This is a genomic window from Pseudomonas fjordensis (assembly GCF_976987115.1).
On sequence record NZ_OZ336860.1, the window covers coordinates 2,989,982 to 3,014,265 of the forward strand.

Here is a 24,284-nt window from a genome sequence, read left to right on the forward strand (position 1 = left end):
CCGTTCACACAGGCCAATCCCATGAATAGCCTCGGGCAAGATCAGGGTCAGCAAATCGAAGAGCAGGTGCGAACCGATCGTTTGCACCAGCTGTTTCGTCAATCATTCTCGGCGATCTTCGGCAGCTACTTGGGCGCCGTCATGCTCTGCTGGCTGTGCTGGGACCGGTTCGATCATCAGGTCATCCTGGTGTGGCTGGTACTGCTGGCGGGCTCGTCATTGGTGCGCCTGCATTTGTTCGTGCAATGGTTTCGCTGCCCTGACGCGGGGCGCACACCCGCCCGTTGGGAACGCCGCTACTGGATCACGCTGATGCTGTCGGCGGGTATCTGGGGCGGCGGGGCGCTGGCGGTCATGCCGGTTGATGACCGTTTATCCCAGGCGTTGGTGATGCTGTTTACCGTGGGCATGTCGGTCAGTGCGGTGTCCTGTTATTCGGCCTATCGCTACATGACGCTGGGTTCCATGGCGCTGGTGTTGCTTCCCTGTACGGTATGGATGCTGCTCCAGCCCTCACCGATGCAAGTCGGCGTGGCGCTGGCGGTGCTGGTGTTTGCCTCGTTTGTGGTCGGGGCGACGCACAAACTCTCCGATGCTCTGGAGAAAGCCTTTCGCCTGACGCGGCAGATGGAGCGCGCTCATCATATTTCCACCCGTGCCGCCCAGACCGATGAGCTGACCGGGCTGATGAATCGTCGGGCGTTTTACGAGCAGGCCCAGTTGCTGTACGCGCAGTGCCTGCGCGAGCAGCAGCCGTTGTGTGCGTTGATGATGGACATGGACCACTTCAAAGCCATCAATGACACCTATGGCCACCAAGTCGGTGACCAGGTGTTGCGCCAGATTGGCGCAGTGATCAGCGCATCCTTTCGCCAGACCGATATCTACGGTCGCCTGGGAGGCGAGGAGTTTGCGGTGTTGCTGCCCAATACCTCATTGGAGACCGCGCGCGGCATTGCCGAGCAGTTGATCCAGAAAATTGGTGACTTGCCCGCCGACCCGGTCCAGGGGGTGAGCGCCAGCCTGGGCGTGGCGTCCACCCACGCTCAGCATCTGGATTTGAACGGCTTGATGAACAGCGCCGACAAGGCCCTGTACCAGGCCAAGGCATCGGGCCGCAATCAGGTGGCGGTCGTCGACTGATCCTTGCACATCGCCTTTGCCAGCACCCGCGCAACCTGGTCGGCGGAGTAGGGCTTGGCGAGGAATTCAAAGCCTTCATAGCCGCTGTCCGCCAGTTCCTCACTGTAGCCGGAGACGAGTACCACGGGCAGGTCCGGGCGGCGCTGGCGCAGCAGCTTGGCCATGGCCACGCCGGTCATGCCGGGCATCACCACGTCGGAGAAAATCGCGTCAAACCCCTGAACGTCATTGCCGGCGAGATTGAGCGCCTGTTCGGCATTGGTCGCCCAGGTGGTCTGGTAACCCAGGTCCTTGAGGATCTGGCTGGCGAAGCGCCCCACCTCAAGGTTGTCCTCGACGATCAGCACATGCTGATGAGCCGCCTCTTGCGGCGCAGGCAGATCTGCAAGCGGGTCTTGATCCGGCGCCGCTTCGCCTTCGACTTGCGGCAGGTACAAGGTAAACACCGTGCCGTGGCCCAGGGTGCTGGCCACATCGATATTGCCGCCTGACTGCTTGGCAAAGCCGAATACCTGCGACAGGCCAAGGCCCGTGCCTTTGCCCACGGCCTTGGTGGTGAAGAACGGCTCGAAGATGCGCTCGAAGGTATCGCTGGGAATCCCGGTGCCGGTGTCGGCCAGGGAGATGGCGATGTAGGGCATGCACGACTCGGCATCCCCGCGGATACGTGGCAGCGTTTGCTGCCCGGCGACCTTGAGGGTCAGGGTACCCTGGCCGTCCATCGCATCGCGGGCGTTGAGGGCGATGTTGATCAGCGCGGTTTCGAACTGGCTGGGGTCGATGCGCGCATAGCAGGGCTGATCAGGCAATTGCACCTGCACATGAATGCGCGCGCCGGTGACGCTTTCGAGCATCTCGCCGATGTTCTGTACGCGCTGGCCGACATCGAACACCTGCGGGTTCAACGGTTGGCGACGGGCAAAGGCGAGCAGTTGGCTGGTGAGCTTGCTGGCCCGCTCCACGGTGTCGGACACCGCACACATATAGCGTTGCCGACGCTCTTCGGACAGGCCCGGTTGGCGCAGGAAATCCACGGATGAGCGAATGATGGTCAGCAGGTTGTTGAAGTCATGGGCGACGCCACCGGTCAGTTGGCCGATGGCCTCAAGTTTTTGTGACTGGCGCAGTGCAGCTTCGGCTTCGGCCAGCGCACGGGTACGCTCATTCACGCGCTGCTCCAGGCTGGCATTGAGTTCCGTATAGGCAGCCAGGCCCTTACGCACGGCGGCGTCGGCACGCACGCGCTCGATATGTGCCCAGGAACGTTCGGTGACTTCACCCAACAGCGCGATGTCGTAGGACGACCAAAAGCGCGGCACTTTGTCGTGTACGGCCATCAGCGCGGTGAGCCGCCCGTCTTTGATCAATGGCATGCAAATGGTGGCTGTCACACCGAGCGCCTGGAAGCTTGCGGCATCATGGGGCGGCAACTCGATCAGATTATTGCGTATCACCAGTGGCTCGCCGGCACGCAGGCAGTTGACCGCGCACTCGCCAAACGCCGCCAGGCTGTAATGGCCGATGATGCTCGGCGAGCCTTGCGCCGACCAGTCGCCGCGAATGGTGAAGCCGTCTTGATCCTCGTCCATGTCGGCGTAGGCGCAGATGGACACCTGCAGGTGCTGGGCCAATAAACGGGTGGTCGACGTCATGATGGTTTCGGCATCGGTGGCGTTGGTCACGCAGTTGCTAATGGCGTCCAGCACTTCAAGACGACGGGCCAGGAACACCGTGGCAGTGGTTTCGGTCACCGTGTCGAGCAGACCGACCACCACGCCTTGGGCATTGCGAATCGGGCTGTAGCAGAAGGTGAAATAGGCTTGTTCCGGCGCTTCGTTGCGTTGGATCAGCAGCGGGAAGTTTTCGATATAGGTGGCGTGCCCGTCGAACGCGGCGTCGGCGATAGGGCTGATATCGTCCCACACCTCGTGCCAGATCTCGTTGAACGGGCGACCCAACGCATCGGGTTTGCTACCCAGGATCGGCGTGAACGCATCGTTGTAAAGGGTAATCAACTGAGGCCCCCAGACGATGGCCTGGGGGAAACTCGATGCGAAGGACAGCGCAACGGTTGTCTTCAACACGTCGGGCCAGTGTTCAAGTGGCCCCAAGGGCGTATTGGCCCAATCATGCTGACGAACCCGCTCTGCCATTTCGCTGCTGCCTTGCAGCCAATTCATCATTGGGTTCACACCTTGCTTGCCACGCATTCTTTAGCTTTGAAGAGTCACACCGACTAGCTACAGACCGGAATGACCGCATTCAGTTCAGCGTGATTATCTCCCTGATAGCACTTTGATTTCATTGTCTATTTGCACGCCGTCATCATTGGCCGGGTTGGGCCGGCGCCCAACCTTCATTGCGTGCCGAATAAACCCGTCCAATAGATGCCCGCGTCACTCTTGGGGTCCATCGCGTAGGCGGCACCCAAATCGCGAAATTGCGGGTTCATCAGGGTGGCGCAGTGGCCGGGGCTGGCGAGCCAACCGTCGACGACCTTGCGCGGCGTGTCGAGGCCGGCGGCGATGGTTTCGCCGATGTTCTTCGCGATATACCCGGCCAGTTCGGCGCGGTCCCCGGGCGTACGACCGTCGTGGTCCAGGTGGTCGAAGAAGTTGCCGTTGGCCATGTTGCGCGTGTGGCTGTTGGCCGCGCTGGCCAGCGTGTCGTTCCACGACAGCGGTGTGGTCGCGGTGAACGCCTGGCTGCCGCACTGGCGCGGCTCGGCACGCGCGGTGTTGATCAGATCGAGCAGTTTTCTCCCTTCGGTTTGCCAGTCGCCCAGGCCGCTGGTCAGCAGCGGGCGAGCCAGCACGATGCGCCAGTCCTGGCCGCTGTTGCTGACGCCGATGTCGACAAACTGCGGATCGAGCACTACGCGGCAGAAGCTTTCGCGTACCGCTTTCATCGCAGCCTTGGCGTCCTTGGGCCCGGACAGGCTGATGGCCTGCACGTTCACCATCGGGTACGCAGCCCGCGCCAGCGACTGCTGCAAATCGCCGACATTGGAGGCCGGCAGCACCAGCCGTGTGTCGCTGGCCAGCGGTGGCAGCTCCTGGGAACCCTGGTCACCGCAGCGTTGTACCTGGCTGCGGTATTGGTTGATCTGTTGGACTAACTGACTTTCTTCATTCGCCATCGCGCTGGCGCAGAACACCGTAGTGGCGGCCAGCGTCGTAAGACCCATCATCAATGACAGAACGCGCATGGACGTTACCCTTGAGCTTGAAAGTGCCCATGATGCGCGATCCAGGTGCATCCATGCACCCGTTGGTCCGAACTTTTTTGCTCAGTTCTTGAATGCCGAGTGTTTCGCGCCCTGATCGCAGAGGGCCAAGACCTTCACCAAAATGGCCACTAGTATCAAACCCGCGGCCACGGCGAAGGTCGCGTGCAAGCCGGCAGCCACCGCCTGTGGCGCGGCGTGACTGACATCCGGTGTGGTGCGGGCAAACACTGCGCCGAGGGCCGATGCGCCGAAAATCAGACCCAGGTTGCGCGACAGATTCAGCAGGCCGGACACCGTGCCTCGGCGTGTCGCCTGTATATCGCTCATCACCGCCGTGTTGTTGGCCGCCTGGAACAGGCTGTAGCCGGCCGTCAACACGATCAGGGCCGCGAGATAAACGCCAAGCCCGGACGCCTGCGACAGCAACAAGGCGCCGCAGAGCATCACGCTCAGTCCCACGAGGGTCAGGCGTTGGCTGCCGAGGCGATCGGTCAGGTAACCCGCCGGTACACCGGTAACCGCTGCGACCGCAGGCCCCACGGCCATGGCCAAGCCCATCCAGGCGGGATCGAGGCCCAGGCCACGGGACAGGTAGAACGGGCCCACCACAAACGTGGCCATGATCACCGCCGACACCAGAGCACTCATGACCAAGCCGGCGCGCAACGGCGCATCGCGCAGGGGCGCCCAGAATGTATCGCCTGGTGAAGTTTCGCGGCGGTCAGCATCCACCGGCAAATAACGGTAGGCGAGGGCGGCAGCCACTCCCGCCAAGGGCAGGCCGATCAGAAACAGCGCGCGCCAGCTCCACAGGCTGAGCAATACCCCGCCGACACTTGGCCCCATGGCCGTGCCGAGTGCCGACATGGTGCCGAGCAGGCCCATGACTCGGCCGGTATTTTCTTTAGTGACGGTGTCACCCACCATGCCTAGGGTCATTGCCATCATGATTGCCGCGCCCAGGCCCTGGAATGCCCGTGCGCCGATCAGCCAGGGCAGGGTCGGCGCGATGCCACACCCGGCGCAGGCCAGGGCAAACACCAGCAAGCCGGCCAGCAGCAAGCGCCGGCGCCCCAGACGGTCGCCCAGGCGCCCGGCGCTGACAATCACGGCGGTGATAGCCAGCAGGTAGGCCAGCACCACCCACTGCACCGCATGAAACGATGCCCCGAAGGCGTGCGCCAGGCTGGGCAGGCCAACATTCGCGATGCTGGTGCCCAGGGCGGCCAGCAACATGGACAACGACAAAGCGACCAGGCCGCCGCGTGTGGAGGTTTGCATGCGCGTTTCCTTGAATGAATGCACCTGTCACAAATCTACGGCGTCGCCTAATATGGCGGAAGACGCATGGGTTGCAGGTTATAGCTGCACCGAACGCCTGATTAAGGAGCGCGCATGCCCGACCTCAATTTACTCATCACCCTGGACGTGCTGCTTGCCGAAGGCAGCGTCGCTCGCGCTGCCCAGCGCTTGCGCCTGAGCCCTTCGGCCATGAGCCGGGCCCTGGCGCGTTTGCGCGCGGCCACTGGCGACCCGTTGCTGGTGCGCGCCGGTCGCGGCCTGGTGCCGACGCCCCGGGCGTTGCAGCTGCGCGAGCAAGTCAGCCAACTGGTGCAGGACGCCCACGCCGTATTGCGCCCGGCGCACTCCTTGGACTTGGGGGCGGTGGTGCGCACCTTCACCCTGCGCACCAGTGAGGAGTTCGTCGAGCGCTTCGGCCCCGCATTGCTGGCGCGTATCGCCCAGGAGGCACCCGGCGTGCGCTTGCGTTTCGTGCACAAGAGCGACAAGCACAGTGCGTTGCTGCGCGACGGTGGTGTCGACCTGGAAACCGGTGTGGTCGATGTCGGCGCCAGCCCCGAAGTGCTGACCCAGGCGCTGTTTCGTGACCGGCTGGTGGGTGTGGTGCGCGAGGGCCATCCGCTGAGTCGCGGCCCTTTGAGCGCAGCGCGTTTCGCCCAGGGACAACACGTCTATGTGTCGCGGCGCGGGCAGGACCGTGGCCAGATCGACGATGCTTTGGAGGCGCAAGGTCTGGTTCGGCAGGTCAGCATCGTGGTCGCCGGTTTCAACACGGCCATCGCCCTGGCGCGTGATACTGACCTGATCGCCAGTGTGCCTGAGCGCTATATCAGCGTGCCGCCTCGAGGCTTGCACTGCTTTGAGCTGCCGGTGACGTTGCCGCCGTTTACCGTGGCGATGCTGTGGCACCCGCGACAGGACGCCGACCTGGCCCATCGCTGGCTGCGCACCTGTTTGCGCGAGGTGTGCGGGCCATGAGCGGCCCGCAACAGGTACAATCGCCGCTGCCTTGACGCGAAACCCCAGGAATTTGCATGTTCAGCCTTACCCGCTACACCACACCGTGCCCCGAACCGATCAACAGCCAGATCCTGCAGATGGTGGTAGACAACCTCACCGATATCAGCAGCGTGGCGCTGGCACCGAGCAACCTGCTGTACAACATCTACCAGTACGCCATCGGGTTTGAGGTGCACCTGTACCTTGAGGCGCTGAATGGCGAAAAGGGCGTTGCGGTGGAGTTGGTCGTGGCGATGGAAGACGACGCCGTGGTGGGCTTTTGCCTGTATCTGCCGGTGAAGGATGATCCGTACGCGTGTGGCATCGCGTTTATGGCGGTGCAGGCCGGCTTTCGTCGCCAGGGTGTGGCACGCAGCATGCTGGACGAGGTGTTGGCGCGTTATCCCCACGCCGAACTGGCCTGTGCGGTAGAGAAGGTTGCGGCGTTCGAAGCCATGGGCTTCCAGGTGCGCGGTGCGCGTGGCACCCAGGTCGTGATGAACACTCGCAACTACGCCACCGAAGGGCTGATGGGCGTGTTGGATGTGGCTTCGATCTACAGCTCGCTGGAAGTGCGGCAGATCCACACCTACCTGCTGCAAAAACACGGCAAGCGCGCCATGGTCGATGCAGAGAAACAGCGTGATCGGCACCTGGACCAGTTGGCGCGCAAGGCGCAACTGTTCGTCCAGAGCCGTCTGCCTACGGCCTGACGCGCCTGACCATCCCGAGGATAGTCTCCAGCAGCTCCTGCTGAGCTTCCTCGCGGCTGATTTCACCATTGGCCGCCGCGTGGGACAGCGCTTGCGCCGCGCCGAGCATGGCGCGCAGGCCGGCCTGGGAAATGCTGCCGCCAGCGGTGAAGGGCGACAGCGCGTCCCGGCATTGACGTGCAGGCTGAGCAGGCCCGTATTGACTCACCTCCGCGTTGTTGCTGGACTCGGAAAGTGGCACGGCCCAGGCGCACTTGCACAAGGCCCGGGCGGTGGGGCAGGAGTTGTTTGAGCGAGAAGCAGTGGCGGGATAATTCAGACGTCGCGAAACAGGTCGTGGGCGTCCAGCAAGCGGTAGGCAATCTCTGGTTTTTTCTCCAGGCCTCGGCGAATGGACGCGGGGATGGACTGGCGGGTCTTGCGACACATGCCCGGCAGTTCGTCGATGACGATCTGGATCCCGCGCATGCTCTTGACCTCGGTATGCCCTGGCGCGATGTGTACGCGGATGCCCAGTTGGTCGTACATCCGCTGTTGCAGGTGTTCGAGGTCTTGCAGGCTCTTGAGGTTTTCCAGGCGCTCCAGCAGGATTTTTTCCTGCTGGCGCGTCAGTTGCAGAATGCGCAGGTCAGCGCCGGGCGCTTGCAGGAGTTGTTCACGGTTGCAGACACAGGCGCCGGGTGGGCAGGGTTGGCGAAGGGTCATTGACGCTCCCGGCAGGGTTGTAGGAGCGAGCTTGCTCGCGAAAAACTCACAGGCGCCGCATTCATTCAGCAAACGCGCGTTTTCGTTAACGTTTTTCGCGAGCAAGCTCGCTCCTACAGGTTTGTGTGTCAGTCGTTTAGGTGGACGCCCAGGCTAGCCAGGGCTTTCCAGTAGTCAGGGTAGGTCTTGGCCACGCAGTCCGGGTCTTGAATGCGAATGCCCGAGACTTTCAGCCCCGCCAGGGCAAAGCACATGGCGATGCGATGGTCGGCATGGGTGTCGATCAGTGCGGTGCAAGCGGTGCCAGCCAGGGCCGGGTCGCTGGCGACCAGCAGGTCATCGCCCTCGATGGTCGCCAGGCCCGGGCGAATTTCGTTGAGGCCATCGTGCAGCGCCTGCACGCGGTCACATTCCTTGACGCGCAGGTTCGCCAGTTCAGTGAAACGCACCGGCGTGCTGTTGAACGCGGCGAGCACCGCCAGGGTCGGGATCGCATCCTGCATTTGCGAGCCTACCACCGTGGCCTGCATGTTCGGGAACTGCGCGATCACGGCCTGGGCCTTGGCGTCGGGCTGGGTGAAGTCCTGCGCGGCTACACCAATGTCGATACGCCCACCGGTCAGCACTTCTGCGGCCCACAAATACGTGGCGGCGGACGCATCGGGTTCGATCAGGTAATCATGGGCGGTGTAGCCGGTGGGGGTCACGCGCCAGGTGGTGTCGTCCACGGCGTCCACCTGGGCCCCGAACGCACGCATGCAATCGAGGGTCAGGTCCACGTAGCCACGGGCGCCGATGTCCTTGCCGGTCAGCGCCACTTCAATCGGCGCTTCGCCGCACGCCGCGAGCATCAGCAGGGCCGATACGTACTGGCTGGACAAGCCACCATCAATCTCAAAACGCTTGGCCTGGACCTTGCCCACGCCGTGCACGGTCACTGGCGGGCAACCGGTGGGGCTGTCGACCTGAATGCCGTTCTGGCCCAGGGTAGCCAACAGCGGGCCGATCGGGCGTTTTTGCATGTATTCGTCACCGTCCAGCACCACGGTGCCTTGCACGGTGGCCACGGCAGCCGTGAGAAAGCGCATGGCGGTGCCAGCGTTGCCGAGGAACAACGGTTGTGTCGGTAACTGCAGCGAGCCTTGGCTGGTGACCACAAAGGTGGTGTCGTCCGGCTCGTCGATGGTGACGCCCATCTGCCGCAGGGCGACCGACATGTGGCGCGTGTCATCGCTTTTGAGCGCACCGCTCAAACGGCTGGTGCCCTTGGCCAATGCCGCCAGCAACAGCGCACGGTTGGTAATGGATTTGGAGCCGGGGGGCGCGACCTTGCCAGTGAGGGGGAAGTTGGGCGGTGTAACGGTCACGGTTTTCTGCGAACTCAAGGTACAAGGCTCCTGGTCAAGGCGAGGTGGCGTGGAGTGGCCGACATGCGGACCCGAATCATCAGGCAAACACGCCATGCTTGTCGAGTGAACGGGTGATCTGCGTGATGTATTGGAGTGCGCTCCGGCCTAAATGTGGGGGGGCCTAACTGTAGGAGCGAGCTTGCTCGCGAAAAACGCCAACGATAAAGCGGGCTTCCTGAATGAACGCGGCGCCTGGAAGTTTTTCGCGAGCAAGCTCGCTCCTACAAAAAAGGTTTGCCTGCCTTAACGCTGGCTCAGCCAGTAGTCATGCAGCGCCCGCGCAGCCGGTTCGATCTCGCTGACCCGCTGTTGATGGGCGTTTACATCCAGGTCTGCCGGCAGTTCGAAGTTGTCCTGCTCGGCGCACCAGGAAATCCGCTCCAGTTGCCCGGCTTGTGCAGCGGGCAATGGCGGCCAGTCGGCGATCGCCACGCCGCGCAAATAACCAAAGCACCATTCCTCGGCAAGGGTCACCGCCTGGTCTTGATGTTCTGTTTCATCGAAACGGGCTTTGAATGCCTGGGCATCAATGGCCAATTGTGCGGCCAGGGTATTCATATGGCGTACACACAGCTCGAGAAAAGCCTGGGCCTCGTCCATGTTGTCCCATTCAGGGTTTTGCCCACCCCAGATCGCCGGGAACCACTCGGCCACATCCACCTTGGCCGGGCTGGAAACCAGGGCGGTGAAATAACCGTCGAGTTCGGCCATGTTCAGCACCGAGTGGTCTTCGCCATATTTGAGCAAGGTGGCATCAATGAATTCGAAATCGGTGGGAGCGAGGGGGTGGGCGTGCATGGCATATCCTTAAAACGTCGAGCGCCGCTGACAGCGCGGCTTAAAGCGCAAAGGATGGCGTGTGCGCGGGGTTTTATCCAGCGGCTTTTCCTGCGCCGGTGCCAGTCCCGCTTTTGGCCGATGCGCCGTGGCGCACCCTTGATATAGTCTGGCCTTTCTCAATCGCCAGTCAGGGACCACTGCCATGTCCGAATACAAAGCCTTCGTTGTCGAACTCAGCGGCAACGTTGCCCATGTGCAGATCAATCGCCCGGAAAAGATCAACGCCATGAACGCGGCGTTCTGGACCGAAATCATCGACATCTTCCAATGGGTCGACGAGACCGACGCCGTGCGTGCCGTGGTACTCAGCGGGGCCGGCAAGCACTTTTCCTCAGGCATCGACCTGATGATGCTGGCCTCGATCGCCAATGATTTTGGCAAGGACGTGGGGCGCAATGCGCGCCTGCTGCGCCGCAAGATCCTCGAGCTGCAAGCCTCGTTCAACGCCGTGGACACTTGCCGCAAGCCCGTGCTGGCGGCGATCCAGGGCTACTGCATCGGCGGCGCCATCGACCTGATCAGTGCCTGTGACATGCGCTATGCAGCTGAAGACGCGCAATTCTCGATCAAGGAAATCGACATCGGCATGGCCGCCGACGTCGGCACCTTGCAACGCCTGCCGCGCATTATCGGCGACGGCATGCTGCGTGAACTGGCCTACACCGGTCGCCAGTTCGGCGCCGAAGAAGCGCGCAGCATCGGCCTGGTCAACCGCGTGTTTGCCGATCATGAAAGCCTGCTGGCGGGCGTCATGGACCTGGCCCAGCAAATCGCCGCCAAGTCGCCGATTGCCGTGACTGGCACCAAGGCCATGATCAGCTACATGCGTGACCACACAGTCAATGACGGCCTGGAATACGTTGCCACCTGGAACTCGGCTATGTTGCAATCCAACGACCTGCGCGTGGCCATCGCGGCCCACATGAGTAAGCAGAAACCCGAATTCGTGGATTGACCGACATGACCCCAGGCTGGATTACGACAACGCTGCTGGACAACGACGCCCCTGGCGGCTGGGCCGTCGCCCGCAGCCGCGAAGGCTTTTTACACGACACCAACGGCCCGCTGTTCCCGCGCGAATGGCTCAAGCGCCAGGACCTGTCGGTGTTTGCCGAACACGGCATCGGCCACCTTGACGGCGAGCCGGTGTACCTGCTGGAACTCAACGCGCCGGCAGAAGTGCCAGGGTGCAGTTGGCAGGGCTTGCGCGGTTTTATGCTGCAAGGCGATCACACCCTGTACAAGGTGCTGGGCTACGCCGCGCAGATCGGTACCTGGGCGCGGGAACATCGTTTTTGTGGCAGTTGTGCCCAGGCGATGGTGCAGGTGCCGAGGGAGCGGGCGATGTATTGCCAGGCCTGCGACCTGCGCAGCTACCCGCGTATCTCGCCAAGCATGATCGTGCTGGTGACCCGTGGCGATGAGATCCTGCTGGCGCGTTCGCCGCGTTTTGTCACGGGGGTCTATAGCACCCTGGCCGGTTTTGCCGAGCCGGGTGAGTCTGCTGAAGACTGCCTGATCCGTGAAGTGCGCGAAGAGGTGCAGGTGGAGGTCAAGAACATCCAGTACATGGGCAGCCAATGCTGGCCGTTCCCTCACTCGATGATGCTGGGCTTTCATGCCGAATACGCCGGGGGCGATATCGTGCCCCAGGCCGACGAGATCGAGGATGCGCAGTGGTTCAATATCCACGAGCTGCCGCCGTTGCCAGCGTCACGCTCGATTGCGCGTTACCTCATCGACCTCTACGTGGCCCGCCGCTTAGGCCACGCTGAACCAGTGCTGCCAGGCTAGGCGCACGGTCAGGCCCAGCACCACGGTGATAAACACCGGGCGAATGAATTTGGCGCCGCCGCTGATCGCGCTGCGTGCGCCAAAGAACGCGCCACACATCACCGACACCCCCATCGCCAGGCCGACAATCCAGTCCACCGAACCATTGATGATGAACACCGTCAGCGCCGCCGCGTTGCTGACGAAGTTCATGCTGCGCGCCACACCGCTGGCCTTCACCAGGTCGATGGGGTGCAGCAGCATCGTGCTGACCGTCCAGAACGCCCCCGTGCCGGGCCCGGCCACGCCGTCGTAGAAGCCCAGGCCAAAGCCCTGGGTGGCTTGCCATTTCTTCTTGATCGGTGCCTCGGCATCCAGTGGCGCCTTGGGCGTGCCCCCGAACAGCAGGTACACACCGCAGGCGAAGACGATCACCGGGAGCATCTTGTTCAGGGTTTCGGCGGGCAAGTAATGGGCGACGACCGCGCCGGTCAGCGCACCGATCAAGGTACCGACGATGGCGTGCACCCATTGGCGTGGGTGAAACAGCTTGCGGCGATAGAAGGTAAAACTGGCGGTGGCCGAACCGAAGGTGGAGCTGAGTTTGTTGGTACCCAGTACCAGATGCGGCGGCATGCCGGCGGTGAGCAGGGCAGGCGTGGTCAACAAACCGCCACCGCCAGCGATGGCATCGATAAAACCGGCGATAAAAGCGACAACGGCCAGGATGGCCAGGGTGGTGAGGTCAACGCTGAGTTCGAAAGGCATGGGCAGGGCTTATTGTTGGAGGGCCGCAGAAGGCCAGCATCTTACTGCGATGTGACTCAAATGTGGGAGGGGGCAGGCCTCTCCCACATTTTTTACCGGGCCCGCCTGGTTATTTGTGCGCGCCCAGCCATTCCACGGCCGTGCGCCAGATGCAGATACCTAGGAAGTAGGCCGACATCAGCGACCACAGGCCAAATGTCCAAGGGTTGGTGTTGGGGTAGTCCACCACCATCAGGAAGCTGCACAACAGCCAGATGGTCGTCACTGCGATGTTGATCGGCATGAAGCGTTTGACCCGGAACGGGTGCAGGAACTTCATCGGCGTCACGGTCAGCAGCGCCAGGCCAATCACGGTCAGCAAGGTGACCCAGGCATCCGGCTGGATGATATAGACGCACAGGGCAACGACGTTCCAGGCGGCAGGGAAGCCGACGAAGTAGTTGTCCTTGCTCTTCATGTTCACGTTGCAAAAGCAGAACAGCGACGACACCAGGATCACCGACACCGCAAACAGATGGGTGAAATCGGGCAGGTCGATGTAGCGGTAGATAAACAGTGCCGGGATGAACACGTAGGTGAGGTAGTCGATCACCAGGTCCAGCACCGAGCCGTCAAAGCTGGGCAGTACCGTGCTGACATTCACCCGTCGCGCCAGCGAGCCGTCGACGCCATCCACCACCAGCGCCAGGCCCAGCCACAGCAGGCACGCCTTGGGGGAGTTTTCCAGCAGCGCCAGGGTGGCCAAAAAGGCCAGTACCACACCGGTGGCGGTAAAGCCGTGGGCGCCCCAGGCTTTAAGTCTGGCTACATGCAGGGTCGATATCACGGGCGGTTCTCCAAAAGGTCAAACGGGGCAGCCGACGACGTAGCGCCGTCGAGTCTGGCCAGGGAATGCAGGTATCGACCGGGAAGGGGAGGATAAGGTTCACCGCCCGGCGTATCCGTTAGCGTAGCAAGCGTAGGCCATTTGGGCATCAGCCCTGACGGAACACCAGTGCCTTTAATCCGCTCTGGGGGTCGATATCAGGAAATTCCGGTGGGTTTTCCAGCCGCTGCACAAAGCGCAGGCCCGGTGCTTCGCGGGTCACGCCGTCGATCAGGAAATCTTCGCCGAAGGCCGGATCGTTCATGCATGCCAGCACGGTGCCTTGGGCACTGAGCAAGTCCGGCAGGCGGCGCAGCACGCGCTGGTAATCCTTGGTCAGTAGGAAACTGCCTTTCTGGAAGGAGGGCGGGTCGATGATCACCAGATCGTAAGGGCCGTTGTTCGTCACCTTGGCCCAGGACTTGAACAGGTCGTGGCCCAGGAAGCTCACCCGGCTCAGGTCATGCCCATTCAGGCGATGGTTGTCGCGGCCACGGCTGAGGGCACCACGGGCCATGTCCAGGTTCACCACATGGTCGGCGCCGCCTTCGATGGCGGCCACGGAAAAACCGCAGGTATAGGCGAACAGGTTGAGCACACGCTGTCCTTTGGCCTGTTCGCGCACCCAGTTGCGCCCGTAACGCATGTCGAGGAACAGCCCACTGTTCTGTTTTTTGCCCAGGTCGATCAGGTAGCGCAGGCCGCCCTCGGTGATGGTCAGCTCGTCGATGGCATCGCCCACCAGCCATTCGGTGGTGCTTTGCGGCAGGTAGCGGTGTTGCAGGGCCACGGTGTGTACGCCGAAGCGGCTCCACTCGATCTGCAACAGGGTGTGCTTCAGGGCTTGCAGGTGCTCGGTTTCTTTGAACAGGGCGACCAGCACGACCCCTTGCAGCCAGTCCACGGTGAGTTGCTCCAGGCCTGGCCAGCAGCGGCCACGGCCATGGAACAGGCGCCGGGTTTCCGCAGGCGCGTCAGCCAGGGCGGTGAGCAGGTGGGCGTGCAGGGTGGCGAGGGCGTCTGGGGTCATCGTTAAGCGTCGGTCATCGGGCGGGCGGCATTTTAAACACAATTGGGTGGGAGGGGGGCTGGTCTGTGAAGGGGGATGACACCCCGCGATCCAACTGTGGGGGCTGGCTTGCCTGCGATGACGGCTTGATAGCCGACGCCTATCTCCCTGACACCCCGCGATCCAACTGTGGGAGCGGGCTTGCTCGCGAAGGCGGCCTGGCAGGCGACACAGTTGGACCGGGTACATATCCGTTATTTAGGTAATGGCCACCTAGGGTTCCGCTCTGACAGCGGGTCACTTTTGGAAAAGAGCCCCAAAAGTAACCAAAAGGGCTCTTGCCCCACCACTCGGCACCTCGCCTAGGCTCGGTGTGCCCGTAATCCGCCAGTGATTTGGGGGGCCGCCGCCACGCGCCATCCATGGCGCGGGGCGGCTAAACCGGCATCCCTGCCGGTTTACCCCCCAAATCACTGTCGAATTCCGGCCAGCGTGGTTTAACGGGGCGCTTAAGATCAAAAGCAGATCAAGAGCGGCTCGCTTCGCATCGTGGTTACATCGCAGGCAAGGCACAGCGTTTGCGATGTGGGTCAGCGCGTGGCAATCAGCGCCGGTCCGAATGACTCTTTCAGGAAAACCGGGGCGATATAGCGTTCGTAATGGGCCTCGGACAGCAGAAAGAACTCCCGGTCTATCGCATCGCGCAGGTCCGCCAGGTGGCGTTCGCGAAACTCGGGCAGCAACGCCAAGCCATACGCATCCAGCTTGGAGATCACCCGTGCACCCCGGGCAATCAGTTGGTATGCCCAGCAATACGGCGACTGGTGCGGCACAAAGCGAATCTTGCGCGCTTCCAGTTGCTGACGCAGGCGCTGCGGATCGAAGACTTCCAGCTTGCTGGCCATCACCTGTACCAGCAACTGCTCCAGGCGCAGCCACACCGCTTGTTTTTCTACGGCGCTATAGCCATTCCACTGGATCACTTCATGGTGATAACGCTTGCAGCCCCGGCAGACCAGGTCACCGTAGACGGTGGAGCACAGGCCGACGCAAGGGGTCTTGATGGTTTGGTTGGGCATAAAGGCAATTTGCAAAAGTTTGAAGAACACCGCGGCCCCCATGTAGGAGCGAGCTTGCTCGCGAAGACCCCAAGGGCACCGCGTTCATTCAGGATGCGCGCGTTATCGTTGACGTTCTTCGCGAGCAAGCTCGCTCCTACAGAGGTTATGTCAGTCCCAGCTCAGCGCGCCGCCGGTCTGGTATTCGATCACACGGGTTTCGAAGAAATTCTTCTCTTTCTTCAAGTCCATGATCTCGCTCATCCACGGGAACGGGTTGGTGGTGCCTGGGTACTCTTCCTTCAAGCCGATCTGCGACAGGCGACGATTAGCGATGAACTTGAGGTAATCCTCCATCATCGCCGCATTCATGCCGAGAACACCGCGCGGCATGGTATCCCGCGCATATTCGATCTCCAGCTGCGTACCCTGCAGAATCATCTGGGTCGCTTCTTCCTTCATCTCAGCATCCCACAGGTGTGGGTTTTCGATTTTGATCTGGTTGATCACGTCGATACCGAAGTTCAGGTGCATCGACTCATCGCGCAGGATGTACTGGAACTGCTCGGCCACGCCGGTCATTTTGTTGCGGCGGCCCATGGACAGAATCTGGGTGAAGCCGCAGTAGAAGAAGATGCCTTCCAGCACGCAGTAGTAGGCGACCAGGTTGCGCAGCAGTTCCTTGTCGGTGTCGACGGTGCCGGTTTCGAACTTCGGATCGGAGATCGAGCGGGTGTACTTCAGGCCCCAGGCGGCTTTTTTGGCGACCGATGGAATCTCGTGGTACATGTTGAAGATCTCGCCTTCATCCATGGCCAGCGATTCGATGCAGTACTGGTAGGCGTGGGTGTGGATCGCTTCTTCGAAGGCCTGACGCAGGATGTACTGGCGGCACTCCGGGTTGGTGATCAGGCGGTACACGGCCAGTACCAGGTTGTTGGCCACCAGGGAGTCGGCGGTGGAGAAGAAGCCCAGGTTGCGCATGACGATGCGGCGTTCGTCGTCGGTCAGGCCTTCGGGGTTTTTCCACAGGGCGATGTCGGCGGTCATGTTGACCTCTTGCGGCATCCAGTGGTTGGCGCAGCCGTCGAGGTACTTCTGCCAGGCCCAGTCGTACTTGAAGGGCACGAGTTGGTTGAGGTCGGCGCGGCAGTTGATCATGCGCTTTTCGTCAACGGCGACGCGGGCGGAGGCGCCTTCGAGTTCGGCGAGGCCTTCGGCGACGTCGAGTTTGTCCAGGGCAGCCTTGGCGCGCACGATGGCGGCGGAGTCGTTGGCGGTGACGGCGCGGGCTTCCACGGCGGCAGCGGCGCCGGCACCGTCGAGGCGGTCCATGTTGGCTTCGGTGGCGTGGCCGGCGTTGGCGCCTTTGATCACCGCTGCACCGGTGTCTTCGTTGTCGACTTCATCCCAACTCAGCATGGAAATACTCCTTCCTGGTACTCGAAAAATAAATGTTTTTGCAGGCTACAAGGCATTGAAATACTGCGCGTAGTGTGGTCGGTAAATACCGATGCTGCACACTATGTAGTGGTCTGATCTGTTTGTGGGCACACTATATGGGGTGTAACAAAGTTGGTCAACGCACAAGATGTGCGGTCATAGGTCGCTGCCACACACAAATTCAGCCGTGGGCGGGTCATGAAACATCACCCCGCATATGCCTATATCGAATAAATAAATAGACATTTATTCCTTTTAATATTCTATCCGGCAGCGCATTTTGAGGGCCTGCGCATTCGTGCGGATTGACCCAACAGCCAAAAGGAAAGCCGACATGACCATCAAAGCGATCAACGTGCGCAACCAGTTCAAAGGCGTGATCAAGGAGATTCTGCTGGGGGAAGTGGTGTCGGAAATCGACGTGCAGACCGCCTCGGGCATTGTGACGTCGGTGATCACCACGCGCTCGGTGCGTGACCTGGAATTGAAAGTGGGCAGTGAGGTGATTGCCTTTGTGAAGTCCACAGAAGTGTCCATTGCCAAGTTGTGAACGCCCAACAGGGTCAGGGAAAGGCGTGGGGCAGTGCCCTCAGTCAACTCGATTGAAAATTTCCCTGACCTGATCCTCGGGCATGACACCTTTGCCCGTTCCCTCGATCAGCTCGAACGTGCCATCAGCATTCACCGTAATGCCCAGGGAGCTGGCCAGCGTGACGCTGACGCCGGGCCGTGCTTGAAGCAGTGTCCTGAGCGGTTGTTCGCCCTGCAACGATTGCCCGATGGTGGTGGCCATGCCTTGCAGTGAATCTGAATTGACCCCGCCTACCAGGATGACCCGCCCACCTTTGTTCAGTGATGCGTTCAATCGATCCAGCAACGCTTGGGTATTGCCGCCCCGCAGGCCCAGTTCCAGGTTGCTGCCGGTCAGGTGCATCAGCGTGCGGGTCTGGTAACGCGCACCGTCCCAGTCGGTGAGCACCGCAATGGCCGAGCAGTCGGTCAGGCTGCGGGTGGAGAGCGCGTCGTTGCCGCTCGTGAGTGTCGTGGCTTCACCCATGGCCACCTGCACGGTATTGGCGGCTTTCAGCGTGGCGGTGCGCCGCAACCAGCCCAGGGTAAGCCTGGCTGCGTCGGCCCTGGCCAGGTCTGCGGCCGGATGCACCTGGTTGCCAGGCAACGGTGAAACACGATGGGGGCGCAAGGCTACATCCGGTTTCACGATGGCATTGGCCTGTTGCAGCCGGTACACCACTTCGCGCTGCTGCTCAGGGTTCATGCCCTTGCAGTGGCGCTTCAATTCGTCGATGTCGGCTTTGCTAAAACCTGAGCGCTGCAGTTGCTTGAAGGCTTTTTTGAGCGGAGCCAGCGCGACGAAGTCGGCCTTAAGGGCCTGTACAGCATGGTTGGTACTCAGAAACTGGCGGTATCCTTGCGCAAGGCTCATCTCTAGAGGCCCGCATTTCTTGAACCTGATATCCCGGGTTTGGGTTTTATCCAGTGGTGCGTAATAGAACTCGGCAGTGTCAGCCTCTACCACCAGGTAGCGCTGGCTGGCGCTGGTGACGACCACGCCTCTGAGCTGGCGCTGATCATTGCTGGCGTTGCTGATGCTGCCGAGTTTGACCACCCGAGTATCGTTAGCAAGCGTGCCGGCGCTATCGCCTGTGTAAAAGCCGAAATCGGGGTCGTCAATGAGCTGGCCGTGCACGTGCGCCTTGTAAGTGATGCGTTCGCCGTTGGCGACGGGCACCAGTTGGGGGCCGGTGTCGCCTTTGACTATTTTGTGCAGGCGTTTTTCATAGACCACCGTGCGCTCGCGCGTGAACAGCCCGGCCTTGGACGGGAACAAGCGCACGTGCTCCAGGGCCTGCAGGCGTTCTTGGGGTTTGGGCAGGTCGGCGATAAGTTTAACGAAACACTCGTCCTGGATGCCGCGTCGCACCCGCCCACCCGCAGCGGGCGCAGGGCAAAGCGCCTCAAAGCCCTCCAAGGGCTTGGCGTGTTCTGCTGCTTGCAGGTCGGTCAGCTCGCCAGGTCTTGTATTGAGGTAGCGATACACCCGACCACGGTCCACCAGGTCATAGCCATTGGCGCGTGGCAGGGTATAGGCACTGGGGCTCAACGGGTGTTCGATGACCATTGCCTGCCGGCCGTCGCTGAAAAGCTGCCGGGTCAGGGGGATCGTGGCCGGTTGCTCAAAAGCAGGCTCCTTCACTGTACCGCCCACGATGGCAAACAGCTCATTGAGCGCGCCATCCAGTGCGGCAGTGTTGCCGTGTTTTCGCTCGGCCTGCGTGTCACCCGTGATCGATTGCTCGACACCCACTTCGGCTTCTACAAGGCCGGCGGCGGCCGCGACACCGACCACGACCGGCTCGCCAATCACTGCGAACTTGGCCGCCAGGCCCGCGGCTACGGTCAAATCGTTAAGCCAGGTATCGCGGGTGACCTCGCTGTTGGACTTGATCATGACGTCTGCATCGCGGGACATGCGTTCGCGGGTGGCGTCTTTGATCACGCTGAACACGTCGCCGTGAATGCGCACATTGGCGCTGTCGATAACGGTCCCTTCCAGGGTGTCCCAGTAGCCGCTGGCCAAGTAGCGAATGGCGCTGTCCGCGCCTTTGTTCGAGCGCGAATCGCCAGTGATGAAGGATTTGAAATCGCTCCAGAACCCCAAGTCGCTGTCTTGTCGGTCCCTGAGGGCGAAGTGCGATTGCAGCGCCTTGCGCGTCTCGGCATGCCGGCCTTGCTCGGCCACCCATTGGTCCATCGCGTCCAGGGAATCAAAGCGCAGGAAAGCGGGCTTGTGCCCCGGCATATACAGGACTTGCACGCCGTCTCGACGATCACGTAATTGCCCGTGGCTGCCGTAGTCAGTGGCGGTGAAACGCAGGATGTCGTGAGCGGGGCGCCCGTTGATGTCAAACACGTGAACCCGTGTGCGGCCTTCTACCGGCGCTGTCGCTCGTAGTTGTTCGACGCTCAGGGCTTGGTTTTCATCCAGGGGCAGGTTGGCGGCGGCGCCCATCACCAGGCGGTAATCATCGCGGGTAAAGCGCTGCTCGGCCGGCATGTTCAGGCGTTCGGCGGGTGAGGCGCTCTCGTAGGCCTTGAGCTGTTTACGGGCCTGATAAATGAACTCACCTTTCAAGGCGGTGCGGTAGTCATCGCCATGGTCGCGCCAGAAGCGTTCGAGCTTTTGAGTCATGTGTGCCTGAAAGTCGGTTTTCCAGCTTTCATGCATCAGCTGGGAAGGCGCCAGCGCAAACTGGTTATGGGCGCCATAGCCGCCTTGGGTACTTTGCCCGCGGCCGACCGTGTACAGGCCGGCCTGTTGGTCAAGCACGCCGGGCAGTGCGTCGTGTTCGCTGAAGTTGCTCAACAACGCGTCCGGCAGTGCCTGGGAAACCGTGGGTTCTTCCCCCAGATGTTCCCAGTCGGTGACGGTATTGGCACTTTGTGCTTGCTGGAAGCGATTGAGGAAGATGGTGTCGGCATCGACCTTGCGCCCGGTCAACTTGAACACCAGCGCCTCGGCCCATTGCTTGGCTTCGTCGCGCACCCTGGGCAGCGCAGTGTGCGTGGCCTGCAACAGCTGCCGGTAGAGGGCTTTCTGGTGGTCTACCGATGTACTGCGGTTTTGCCTCAACGCCGGTTTGCGTGGCGGTTGCAGAGGCTCCACCGAGTAGGCCGGCAAGACCTGCGGGGTATCGCCGGCGATGGGTTTGAAATCCCAGGCAATGAGGGGGAGTGGGCGTGGCGGCAGAATCATCGACGGGCGGCTCCGGGAGAATTTCAATGGCACAGCGGGCAGCTAAGCCCGGTATGTGCGGAAAATCTCCCGTGCGGTTCCGACCGACGTCAGCGGTTTTGTAAGCTGATCTGCATGCGCTGCACGCCTTCCTCCAGCATCGCCCGTGGGCAACCGAAGTTCAGGCGCACGAATTGCTGGCTGTCATCGCCAAATTCGATCCCAGCGCTCAGGCCCACCTTGGCCTGCTCCAGAAAGAACTGCTGCGGGTCATCAAGACCCAGGGCGCTGCAATCGAGCCACGCCAGGAAGGTACCCTGTGGCGCATGCATCACCACGCCGGGCAGGCGGGTTTCTACCGCGTCGAGCAGGTAGTCGCGGTTGGCTTGCAGGTACTGCACCAGCGCGCTGAGCCACTCGGTGCATTCGCTGTAGGCGGCGCGGGTAGCTTCCAGGCCCAGGGGGCTGACGCTGTCGACCATGCCGCAGCGCGCCTGATTGAAACGCTCGCGCACCTCGGCGTTCTGGACCACGGCGAAGCAGGTCTTCAAGCCGGCCACGTTATACGCCTTGCTCGCTGACATCAGCGTGATGGTGCGCTGGGCGATCTCGGGGCTGAGGCTGGCGGTGGGGATGTGGCGACGGCCGTCGAAGCACAGCTCGGCGTGGATTTCGTCGCTGATGATCAATGCGCCGGTGTCCAGGCAGGCATTGGCCACCGCCAGCAGCTCTTCACGGGCAAACACCTTGCCGATGGGGTTGTGCGGGTTGCTCAGCAACAGCGCCCCGGCCCCGCTCAAGGCTTGGCGCATGGCCGGCAGCGGTGTGCGGTACTCGCCATCGATCAAGTGGAACGGCACTTCGATGCGTGGCAGGTTCCAGTTGCCGGGCGCCAGGCGAATCGGCCGATAGTTGGGGGTTTGCAGTACCACCGCCTGGCCGGGCTGGACGAAGGCGTGCAGGGCCATATTGAAGCCAGGCTCGACGCCGGGCAGAAACAGCAGTTCTTCAGGCTGCACGCGCCAGGCGTACTTGGCCCACAAGTCGGCAACGATCGCGTCGCGCACGTCCGGGCCGGCCACGCTGTAGCCGAGAATCTGCTGGTCGAGGCGCGCGTGCAGGGCTTGCAAGATGGCGGGCGGCGCGGCGATGTCCATGTCGGCGATCCACATCGGCAGGACGTCTTGCGGGTAACGGCTCCACTTGGTACTGCCGGTATCGAAGCGTGGGTGGATCGTGTCGAAATCAAAGCTCATGGACAGGCTCGTATCAGGGCGGCGGTAAAAGAATGGCGCCGATTTTAGCGCCATTAATTTTATAGGCCAGAGCTGATTGCCGCCTTGCGCAGCGGTGTGCGTTCCATGACCGACAAGTTCTGTAATAAAAACGCCATTGCGCTGGGGATTGAATCGGCTAGGAGCTATTTTGGTGCATCTCAATAATCAGAGTAGCCATGGATGAAATACCAACCCTTCAGTCACACTTTGATTGCGACCGCGCTGGTCTTGACGGTCAACGGTGTGCACGCAGCTTCCCAAGCCCCGGTTGCGGGTGAAAATGGCATGGTGGTCACGGCCCAGCACCTGGCAACCCACGTGGGTGTCGATGTGCTCAAGGCCGGCGGCAACGCGGTCGATGCGGCGGTGGCGGTAGGTTACGCACTGGCGGTGGTGTATCCGGCGGCGGGCAACCTGGGCGGCGGTGGTTTCATGACCGTGCAACTGGCGGACGGGCGCAAGACCTTCCTCGACTTCCGCGAAAAAGCCCCGCTGGCGGCGACGGCCGACATGTACCTCGACAAGGCCGGCAATGTGGTCGAAGGCCTCAGCGCCAAAGGCCATTTGGCGGTCGGCGTACCGGGCACGGTGTCTGGCATGGAGCTGGCCCTGAGCAAGTACGGCACCCTCAAGCGCGCGCAAGTGATTGCCCCGGCGATCACGCTGGCGGAAAACGGCTTTGCGCTGGAGCAGGGCGATATCGACCTGTTGCACACCGCCACCGGTGAGTTCGAAAAAGACCAGGACATGCGCGGGATCTTCCTGCATAACGGCAAACCGATGCAGGTGGGCCAGAAGCTGGTGCAGAAGGACCTGGCCAAGACCCTTAAGGAAATCTCGGCCAAGGGCACCGACGGCTTCTATAAAGGCTGGGTCGCCAAGGCGGTGGTCGATTCCAGCCAGGCCGGCAAAGGCATCATCACGCAGGCCGACCTCGACGCCTACAAAACCCGCGAACTGGCCCCCATCGAGTGCGACTACCGTGGCTACCATGTGGTCTCGGCGCCGCCACCCAGCTCGGGCGGTGTGGTGATCTGCCAGATCATGAACATCCTCGAAGGCTACCCGATGGCCGATCTGGGCTATCACTCGGCCCAGGGCCTGCACTACCAGATCGAAGCGATGCGCCATGCCTACGTGGACCGCAACAGCTACCTGGGCGATCCGGACTTCGTAAAGAACCCCATCGAGCATCTGCTGGACAAGAACTACGCGGCCAAGCTACGCGCTGCCATCGAGCCGCAGAAGGCCGGTGACTCCCAGGCGATCAAGCCAGGTGTGTCGCCCCACGAAGGCAATAACACCACCCACTATTCCATCGTCGACAAGTGGGGCAACGCGGTCTCGGTGACCTATACCCTCAACGACTGGTTTGGCGCCGGGGTGATGGCCAGCAAGACCGGGGTGATTCTCAACGATGAAATGGATGACTTCACCGTCAAGGTCGGCGTACCGAATATGTACGGGCTGGTGCAGGGCGAAGCCAACGCCATCGCACCGGGCAAGGCGCCGTTGTCCTCGATGAGCCCGACCATCGTCACCAAGGACGGCAAGGCAGTAATGGTCGTTGGCACACCGGGGGGCAGCCGTATTATCACCGCGACCTTGCTGACCATCCTGAATGTCATCGACTACAAAATGAACATCCAGGAAGCCGTGGACGCACCGCGCTTCCACCAGCAATGGATGCCGGAAACCACCAACCTTGAGACCTTTGCGGTCAGCCCGGACACCCAGAAGATCCTTGAAAGCTGGGGCCACAAGTTTGCCGGCCCGCAAGATGCCAACCACTTGGCCGCCATCCTGGTAGGCGCGCCTTCCCTGGAGGGCAAGCCGGTGGGTAACAACCGTTTCTATGGGGCCAATGACCCGCGGCGCAACACGGGCTTGTCGTTGGGCTACTAAAAGGAGCTGGCATTGTCTCTGTAGGAGCGAGCTTGCTCGCGAAAAACTCACAGGCGCAGCGTTTACCCAGAAAACACGCGTTATCGTTGACG

20 protein-coding genes and 2 pseudogenes are annotated in these 24,284 nt (G+C 61.7%); 8 read left to right on the forward strand and 14 right to left on the reverse strand.

The features are described 5' to 3' along the window. Window positions 1-21: 21 nt before the first annotated feature. Window positions 22-1,143, forward strand: coding sequence for a GGDEF domain-containing protein (locus ACWHXD_RS13385; protein WP_138762623.1), 1,122 nt, complete (start codon window positions 22-24; stop codon window positions 1,141-1,143). On the opposite strand, the gene ACWHXD_RS13390 is transcribed toward ACWHXD_RS13385, so the two are convergent. The 3 genes from ACWHXD_RS13390 to ACWHXD_RS13400 form a co-directional block, all read right to left on the reverse strand. Further along, window positions 1,122-3,326, reverse strand: coding sequence for an ATP-binding protein (locus ACWHXD_RS13390; protein ID WP_138762624.1), 2,205 nt, complete (start codon window positions 3,324-3,326; stop codon window positions 1,122-1,124). The two genes, ACWHXD_RS13385 and ACWHXD_RS13390, sit on opposite strands and share 22 nt — an antisense overlap. A 173-nt stretch (window positions 3,327-3,499) precedes the next feature. Next, on the reverse strand, window positions 3,500-4,351 hold the full coding sequence (locus ACWHXD_RS13395) for a CAP domain-containing protein (RefSeq protein ID WP_138762625.1): 852 nt from the start codon (window positions 4,349-4,351) through the stop codon (window positions 3,500-3,502). Window positions 4,352-4,432: 81 nt separating this feature from the next. Then, a complete protein-coding gene (locus ACWHXD_RS13400; protein WP_138762626.1) occupies window positions 4,433-5,653 on the reverse strand; it encodes an MFS transporter in 1,221 nt (406 codons plus the stop codon). Between the two features lie 114 nt (window positions 5,654-5,767). Between ACWHXD_RS13400 and ACWHXD_RS13405 the strand changes: the two genes are divergently transcribed. Together ACWHXD_RS13405 and ACWHXD_RS13410 are read left to right on the forward strand one after the other, a co-directional pair. Then, window positions 5,768-6,652 carry a LysR family transcriptional regulator gene (locus tag ACWHXD_RS13405; protein ID WP_098951629.1) on the forward strand — a complete coding sequence of 295 codons (885 nt, stop codon included), beginning with the start codon at window positions 5,768-5,770 and terminating at the stop codon, window positions 6,650-6,652. A 56-nt stretch (window positions 6,653-6,708) separates the two neighbouring features. Beyond that, window positions 6,709-7,386, forward strand: coding sequence for a GNAT family N-acetyltransferase (locus tag ACWHXD_RS13410; protein ID WP_138762627.1), 678 nt, complete (start codon window positions 6,709-6,711; stop codon window positions 7,384-7,386). Here ACWHXD_RS13410 and ACWHXD_RS13415 read toward each other — a convergent pair. Beyond that, window positions 7,376-7,561: pseudogene (locus tag ACWHXD_RS13415) on the reverse strand (TetR/AcrR family transcriptional regulator); the annotation flags it as partial. The gene ACWHXD_RS13410 and the pseudogene ACWHXD_RS13415 sit on opposite strands and share 11 nt — an antisense overlap. Window positions 7,562-7,589: 28 nt before the next feature. Here ACWHXD_RS13415 and ACWHXD_RS13420 point away from each other — a divergent pair. After that, a pseudogene (locus tag ACWHXD_RS13420) lies at window positions 7,590-7,700 on the forward strand (flavodoxin family protein); the annotation flags it as partial. A gap of 1 nt (window position 7,701) precedes the next feature. On the opposite strand, the gene ACWHXD_RS13425 reads toward ACWHXD_RS13420, so the two are convergent. From ACWHXD_RS13425 to ACWHXD_RS13435, 3 genes are all read right to left on the reverse strand, one after another. After that, window positions 7,702-8,091 carry a hypothetical protein gene (locus tag ACWHXD_RS13425; protein ID WP_098951626.1) on the reverse strand — a complete coding sequence of 130 codons (390 nt, stop codon included), beginning with the start codon at window positions 8,089-8,091 and terminating at the stop codon, window positions 7,702-7,704. A gap of 128 nt (window positions 8,092-8,219) precedes the next feature. Next, complete coding sequence (locus ACWHXD_RS13430; protein ID WP_138762628.1) at window positions 8,220-9,476, reverse strand: 3-phosphoshikimate 1-carboxyvinyltransferase; 1,257 nt, start codon at window positions 9,474-9,476, stop codon at window positions 8,220-8,222. Between the two features lie 267 nt (window positions 9,477-9,743). Further along, window positions 9,744-10,298, reverse strand: a complete 555-nt coding sequence (locus ACWHXD_RS13435) for a UPF0149 family protein (RefSeq protein WP_032892024.1) — start codon at window positions 10,296-10,298, stop codon at window positions 9,744-9,746. A gap of 184 nt (window positions 10,299-10,482) precedes the next feature. Here ACWHXD_RS13435 and ACWHXD_RS13440 point away from each other — a divergent pair, with 184 nt between their 5' ends. Both ACWHXD_RS13440 and nudC read left to right on the forward strand, forming a co-directional pair. Further along, window positions 10,483-11,295: a crotonase/enoyl-CoA hydratase family protein gene (locus ACWHXD_RS13440; protein WP_138762629.1), complete on the forward strand. Its 813-nt coding sequence runs from the start codon at window positions 10,483-10,485 to the stop codon at window positions 11,293-11,295. Between the two features lie 5 nt (window positions 11,296-11,300). Continuing rightward, window positions 11,301-12,134: an NAD(+) diphosphatase gene (gene nudC / locus ACWHXD_RS13445; RefSeq protein ID WP_098951620.1), complete on the forward strand. Its 834-nt coding sequence runs from the start codon at window positions 11,301-11,303 to the stop codon at window positions 12,132-12,134. On the opposite strand, the gene ACWHXD_RS13450 is transcribed toward nudC, so the two are convergent. The 5 genes from ACWHXD_RS13450 to ACWHXD_RS13470 all read right to left on the reverse strand — a co-directional run bounded on the left by ACWHXD_RS13450 (window position 12,102) and on the right by ACWHXD_RS13470 (window position 17,235). Then, complete coding sequence (locus tag ACWHXD_RS13450; RefSeq protein ID WP_003191011.1) at window positions 12,102-12,881, reverse strand: TSUP family transporter; 780 nt, start codon at window positions 12,879-12,881, stop codon at window positions 12,102-12,104. The genes nudC and ACWHXD_RS13450 overlap by 33 nt on opposite strands. A gap of 109 nt (window positions 12,882-12,990) precedes the next feature. Then, complete coding sequence (pcsA, locus tag ACWHXD_RS13455; RefSeq protein ID WP_003191017.1) at window positions 12,991-13,707, reverse strand: phosphatidylcholine synthase; 717 nt, start codon at window positions 13,705-13,707, stop codon at window positions 12,991-12,993. Between the two features lie 148 nt (window positions 13,708-13,855). After that, entirely contained in the window at window positions 13,856-14,776 is a 921-nt protein-coding gene (locus tag ACWHXD_RS13460; protein WP_138762630.1) for a class I SAM-dependent methyltransferase, read from the reverse strand. Window positions 14,777-15,345: 569 nt separating this feature from the next. Beyond that, window positions 15,346-15,834, reverse strand: coding sequence for a DUF1289 domain-containing protein (locus tag ACWHXD_RS13465; protein ID WP_138762631.1), 489 nt, complete (start codon window positions 15,832-15,834; stop codon window positions 15,346-15,348). 150 nt (window positions 15,835-15,984) lie between these two features. Then, on the reverse strand, window positions 15,985-17,235 hold the full coding sequence (locus ACWHXD_RS13470) for a ribonucleotide-diphosphate reductase subunit beta (protein WP_032892020.1): 1,251 nt from the start codon (window positions 17,233-17,235) through the stop codon (window positions 15,985-15,987). A 355-nt stretch (window positions 17,236-17,590) separates the two neighbouring features. Between ACWHXD_RS13470 and ACWHXD_RS13475 the strand changes: the two genes are divergently transcribed. Next, window positions 17,591-17,806 (forward strand): TOBE domain-containing protein, encoded by a 216-nt coding sequence (locus tag ACWHXD_RS13475; RefSeq protein WP_003173733.1) that lies wholly within the window; start codon window positions 17,591-17,593, stop codon window positions 17,804-17,806. Window positions 17,807-17,845: 39 nt separating this feature from the next. On the opposite strand, the gene ACWHXD_RS13480 is transcribed toward ACWHXD_RS13475, so the two are convergent. Then, a complete protein-coding gene (locus tag ACWHXD_RS13480) occupies window positions 17,846-21,031 on the reverse strand; it encodes a dermonecrotic toxin domain-containing protein (protein WP_192901651.1) in 3,186 nt (1,061 codons plus the stop codon). A gap of 89 nt (window positions 21,032-21,120) precedes the next feature. Next, complete coding sequence (locus ACWHXD_RS13485) at window positions 21,121-22,266, reverse strand: MalY/PatB family protein (RefSeq protein ID WP_032892019.1); 1,146 nt, start codon at window positions 22,264-22,266, stop codon at window positions 21,121-21,123. A gap of 201 nt (window positions 22,267-22,467) precedes the next feature. Here ACWHXD_RS13485 and ggt point away from each other — a divergent pair, with 201 nt between their 5' ends. After that, window positions 22,468-24,192 (forward strand): gamma-glutamyltransferase, encoded by a 1,725-nt coding sequence (ggt, locus tag ACWHXD_RS13490; protein WP_098951617.1) that lies wholly within the window; start codon window positions 22,468-22,470, stop codon window positions 24,190-24,192. Window positions 24,193-24,284: the final 92 nt, after the last annotated feature.

Excerpts from the sequence above, each read along its gene's own strand:
- ggt (WP_098951617.1), top strand. The coding sequence starts at position 22,468 with ATGAAATACCAACCCTTCAGTCACACTTTGATTGCGACCGCGCTGGTC.
- ACWHXD_RS13450 (WP_003191011.1), bottom strand. The coding sequence starts at position 12,881 with ATGCCTTTCGAACTCAGCGTTGACCTCACCACCCTGGCCATCCTGGCC.
- ACWHXD_RS13475 (WP_003173733.1), top strand. The coding sequence starts at position 17,591 with ATGACCATCAAAGCGATCAACGTGCGCAACCAGTTCAAAGGCGTGATC.
- ACWHXD_RS13485 (WP_032892019.1), bottom strand. The coding sequence starts at position 22,266 with ATGAGCTTTGATTTCGACACGATCCACCCACGCTTCGATACCGGCAGT.
- ACWHXD_RS13395 (WP_138762625.1), bottom strand. The coding sequence starts at position 4,351 with ATGCGCGTTCTGTCATTGATGATGGGTCTTACGACGCTGGCCGCCACT.
- nudC (WP_098951620.1), top strand. The coding sequence starts at position 11,301 with ATGACCCCAGGCTGGATTACGACAACGCTGCTGGACAACGACGCCCCT.
- ACWHXD_RS13390 (WP_138762624.1), bottom strand. The coding sequence starts at position 3,326 with ATGATGAATTGGCTGCAAGGCAGCAGCGAAATGGCAGAGCGGGTTCGT.
- ACWHXD_RS13460 (WP_138762630.1), bottom strand. The coding sequence starts at position 14,776 with ATGACCCCAGACGCCCTCGCCACCCTGCACGCCCACCTGCTCACCGCC.
- ACWHXD_RS13440 (WP_138762629.1), top strand. The coding sequence starts at position 10,483 with ATGTCCGAATACAAAGCCTTCGTTGTCGAACTCAGCGGCAACGTTGCC.
- ACWHXD_RS13435 (WP_032892024.1), bottom strand. The coding sequence starts at position 10,298 with ATGCACGCCCACCCCCTCGCTCCCACCGATTTCGAATTCATTGATGCC.
- ACWHXD_RS13385 (WP_138762623.1), top strand. The coding sequence starts at position 22 with ATGAATAGCCTCGGGCAAGATCAGGGTCAGCAAATCGAAGAGCAGGTG.
- ACWHXD_RS13400 (WP_138762626.1), bottom strand. The coding sequence starts at position 5,653 with ATGCAAACCTCCACACGCGGCGGCCTGGTCGCTTTGTCGTTGTCCATG.
- ACWHXD_RS13425 (WP_098951626.1), bottom strand. The coding sequence starts at position 8,091 with ATGACCCTTCGCCAACCCTGCCCACCCGGCGCCTGTGTCTGCAACCGT.
- ACWHXD_RS13470 (WP_032892020.1), bottom strand. The coding sequence starts at position 17,235 with ATGCTGAGTTGGGATGAAGTCGACAACGAAGACACCGGTGCAGCGGTG.
- ACWHXD_RS13480 (WP_192901651.1), bottom strand. The coding sequence starts at position 21,031 with ATGATTCTGCCGCCACGCCCACTCCCCCTCATTGCCTGGGATTTCAAA.
- ACWHXD_RS13465 (WP_138762631.1), bottom strand. The coding sequence starts at position 15,834 with ATGCCCAACCAAACCATCAAGACCCCTTGCGTCGGCCTGTGCTCCACC.
- ACWHXD_RS13410 (WP_138762627.1), top strand. The coding sequence starts at position 6,709 with ATGTTCAGCCTTACCCGCTACACCACACCGTGCCCCGAACCGATCAAC.
- ACWHXD_RS13405 (WP_098951629.1), top strand. The coding sequence starts at position 5,768 with ATGCCCGACCTCAATTTACTCATCACCCTGGACGTGCTGCTTGCCGAA.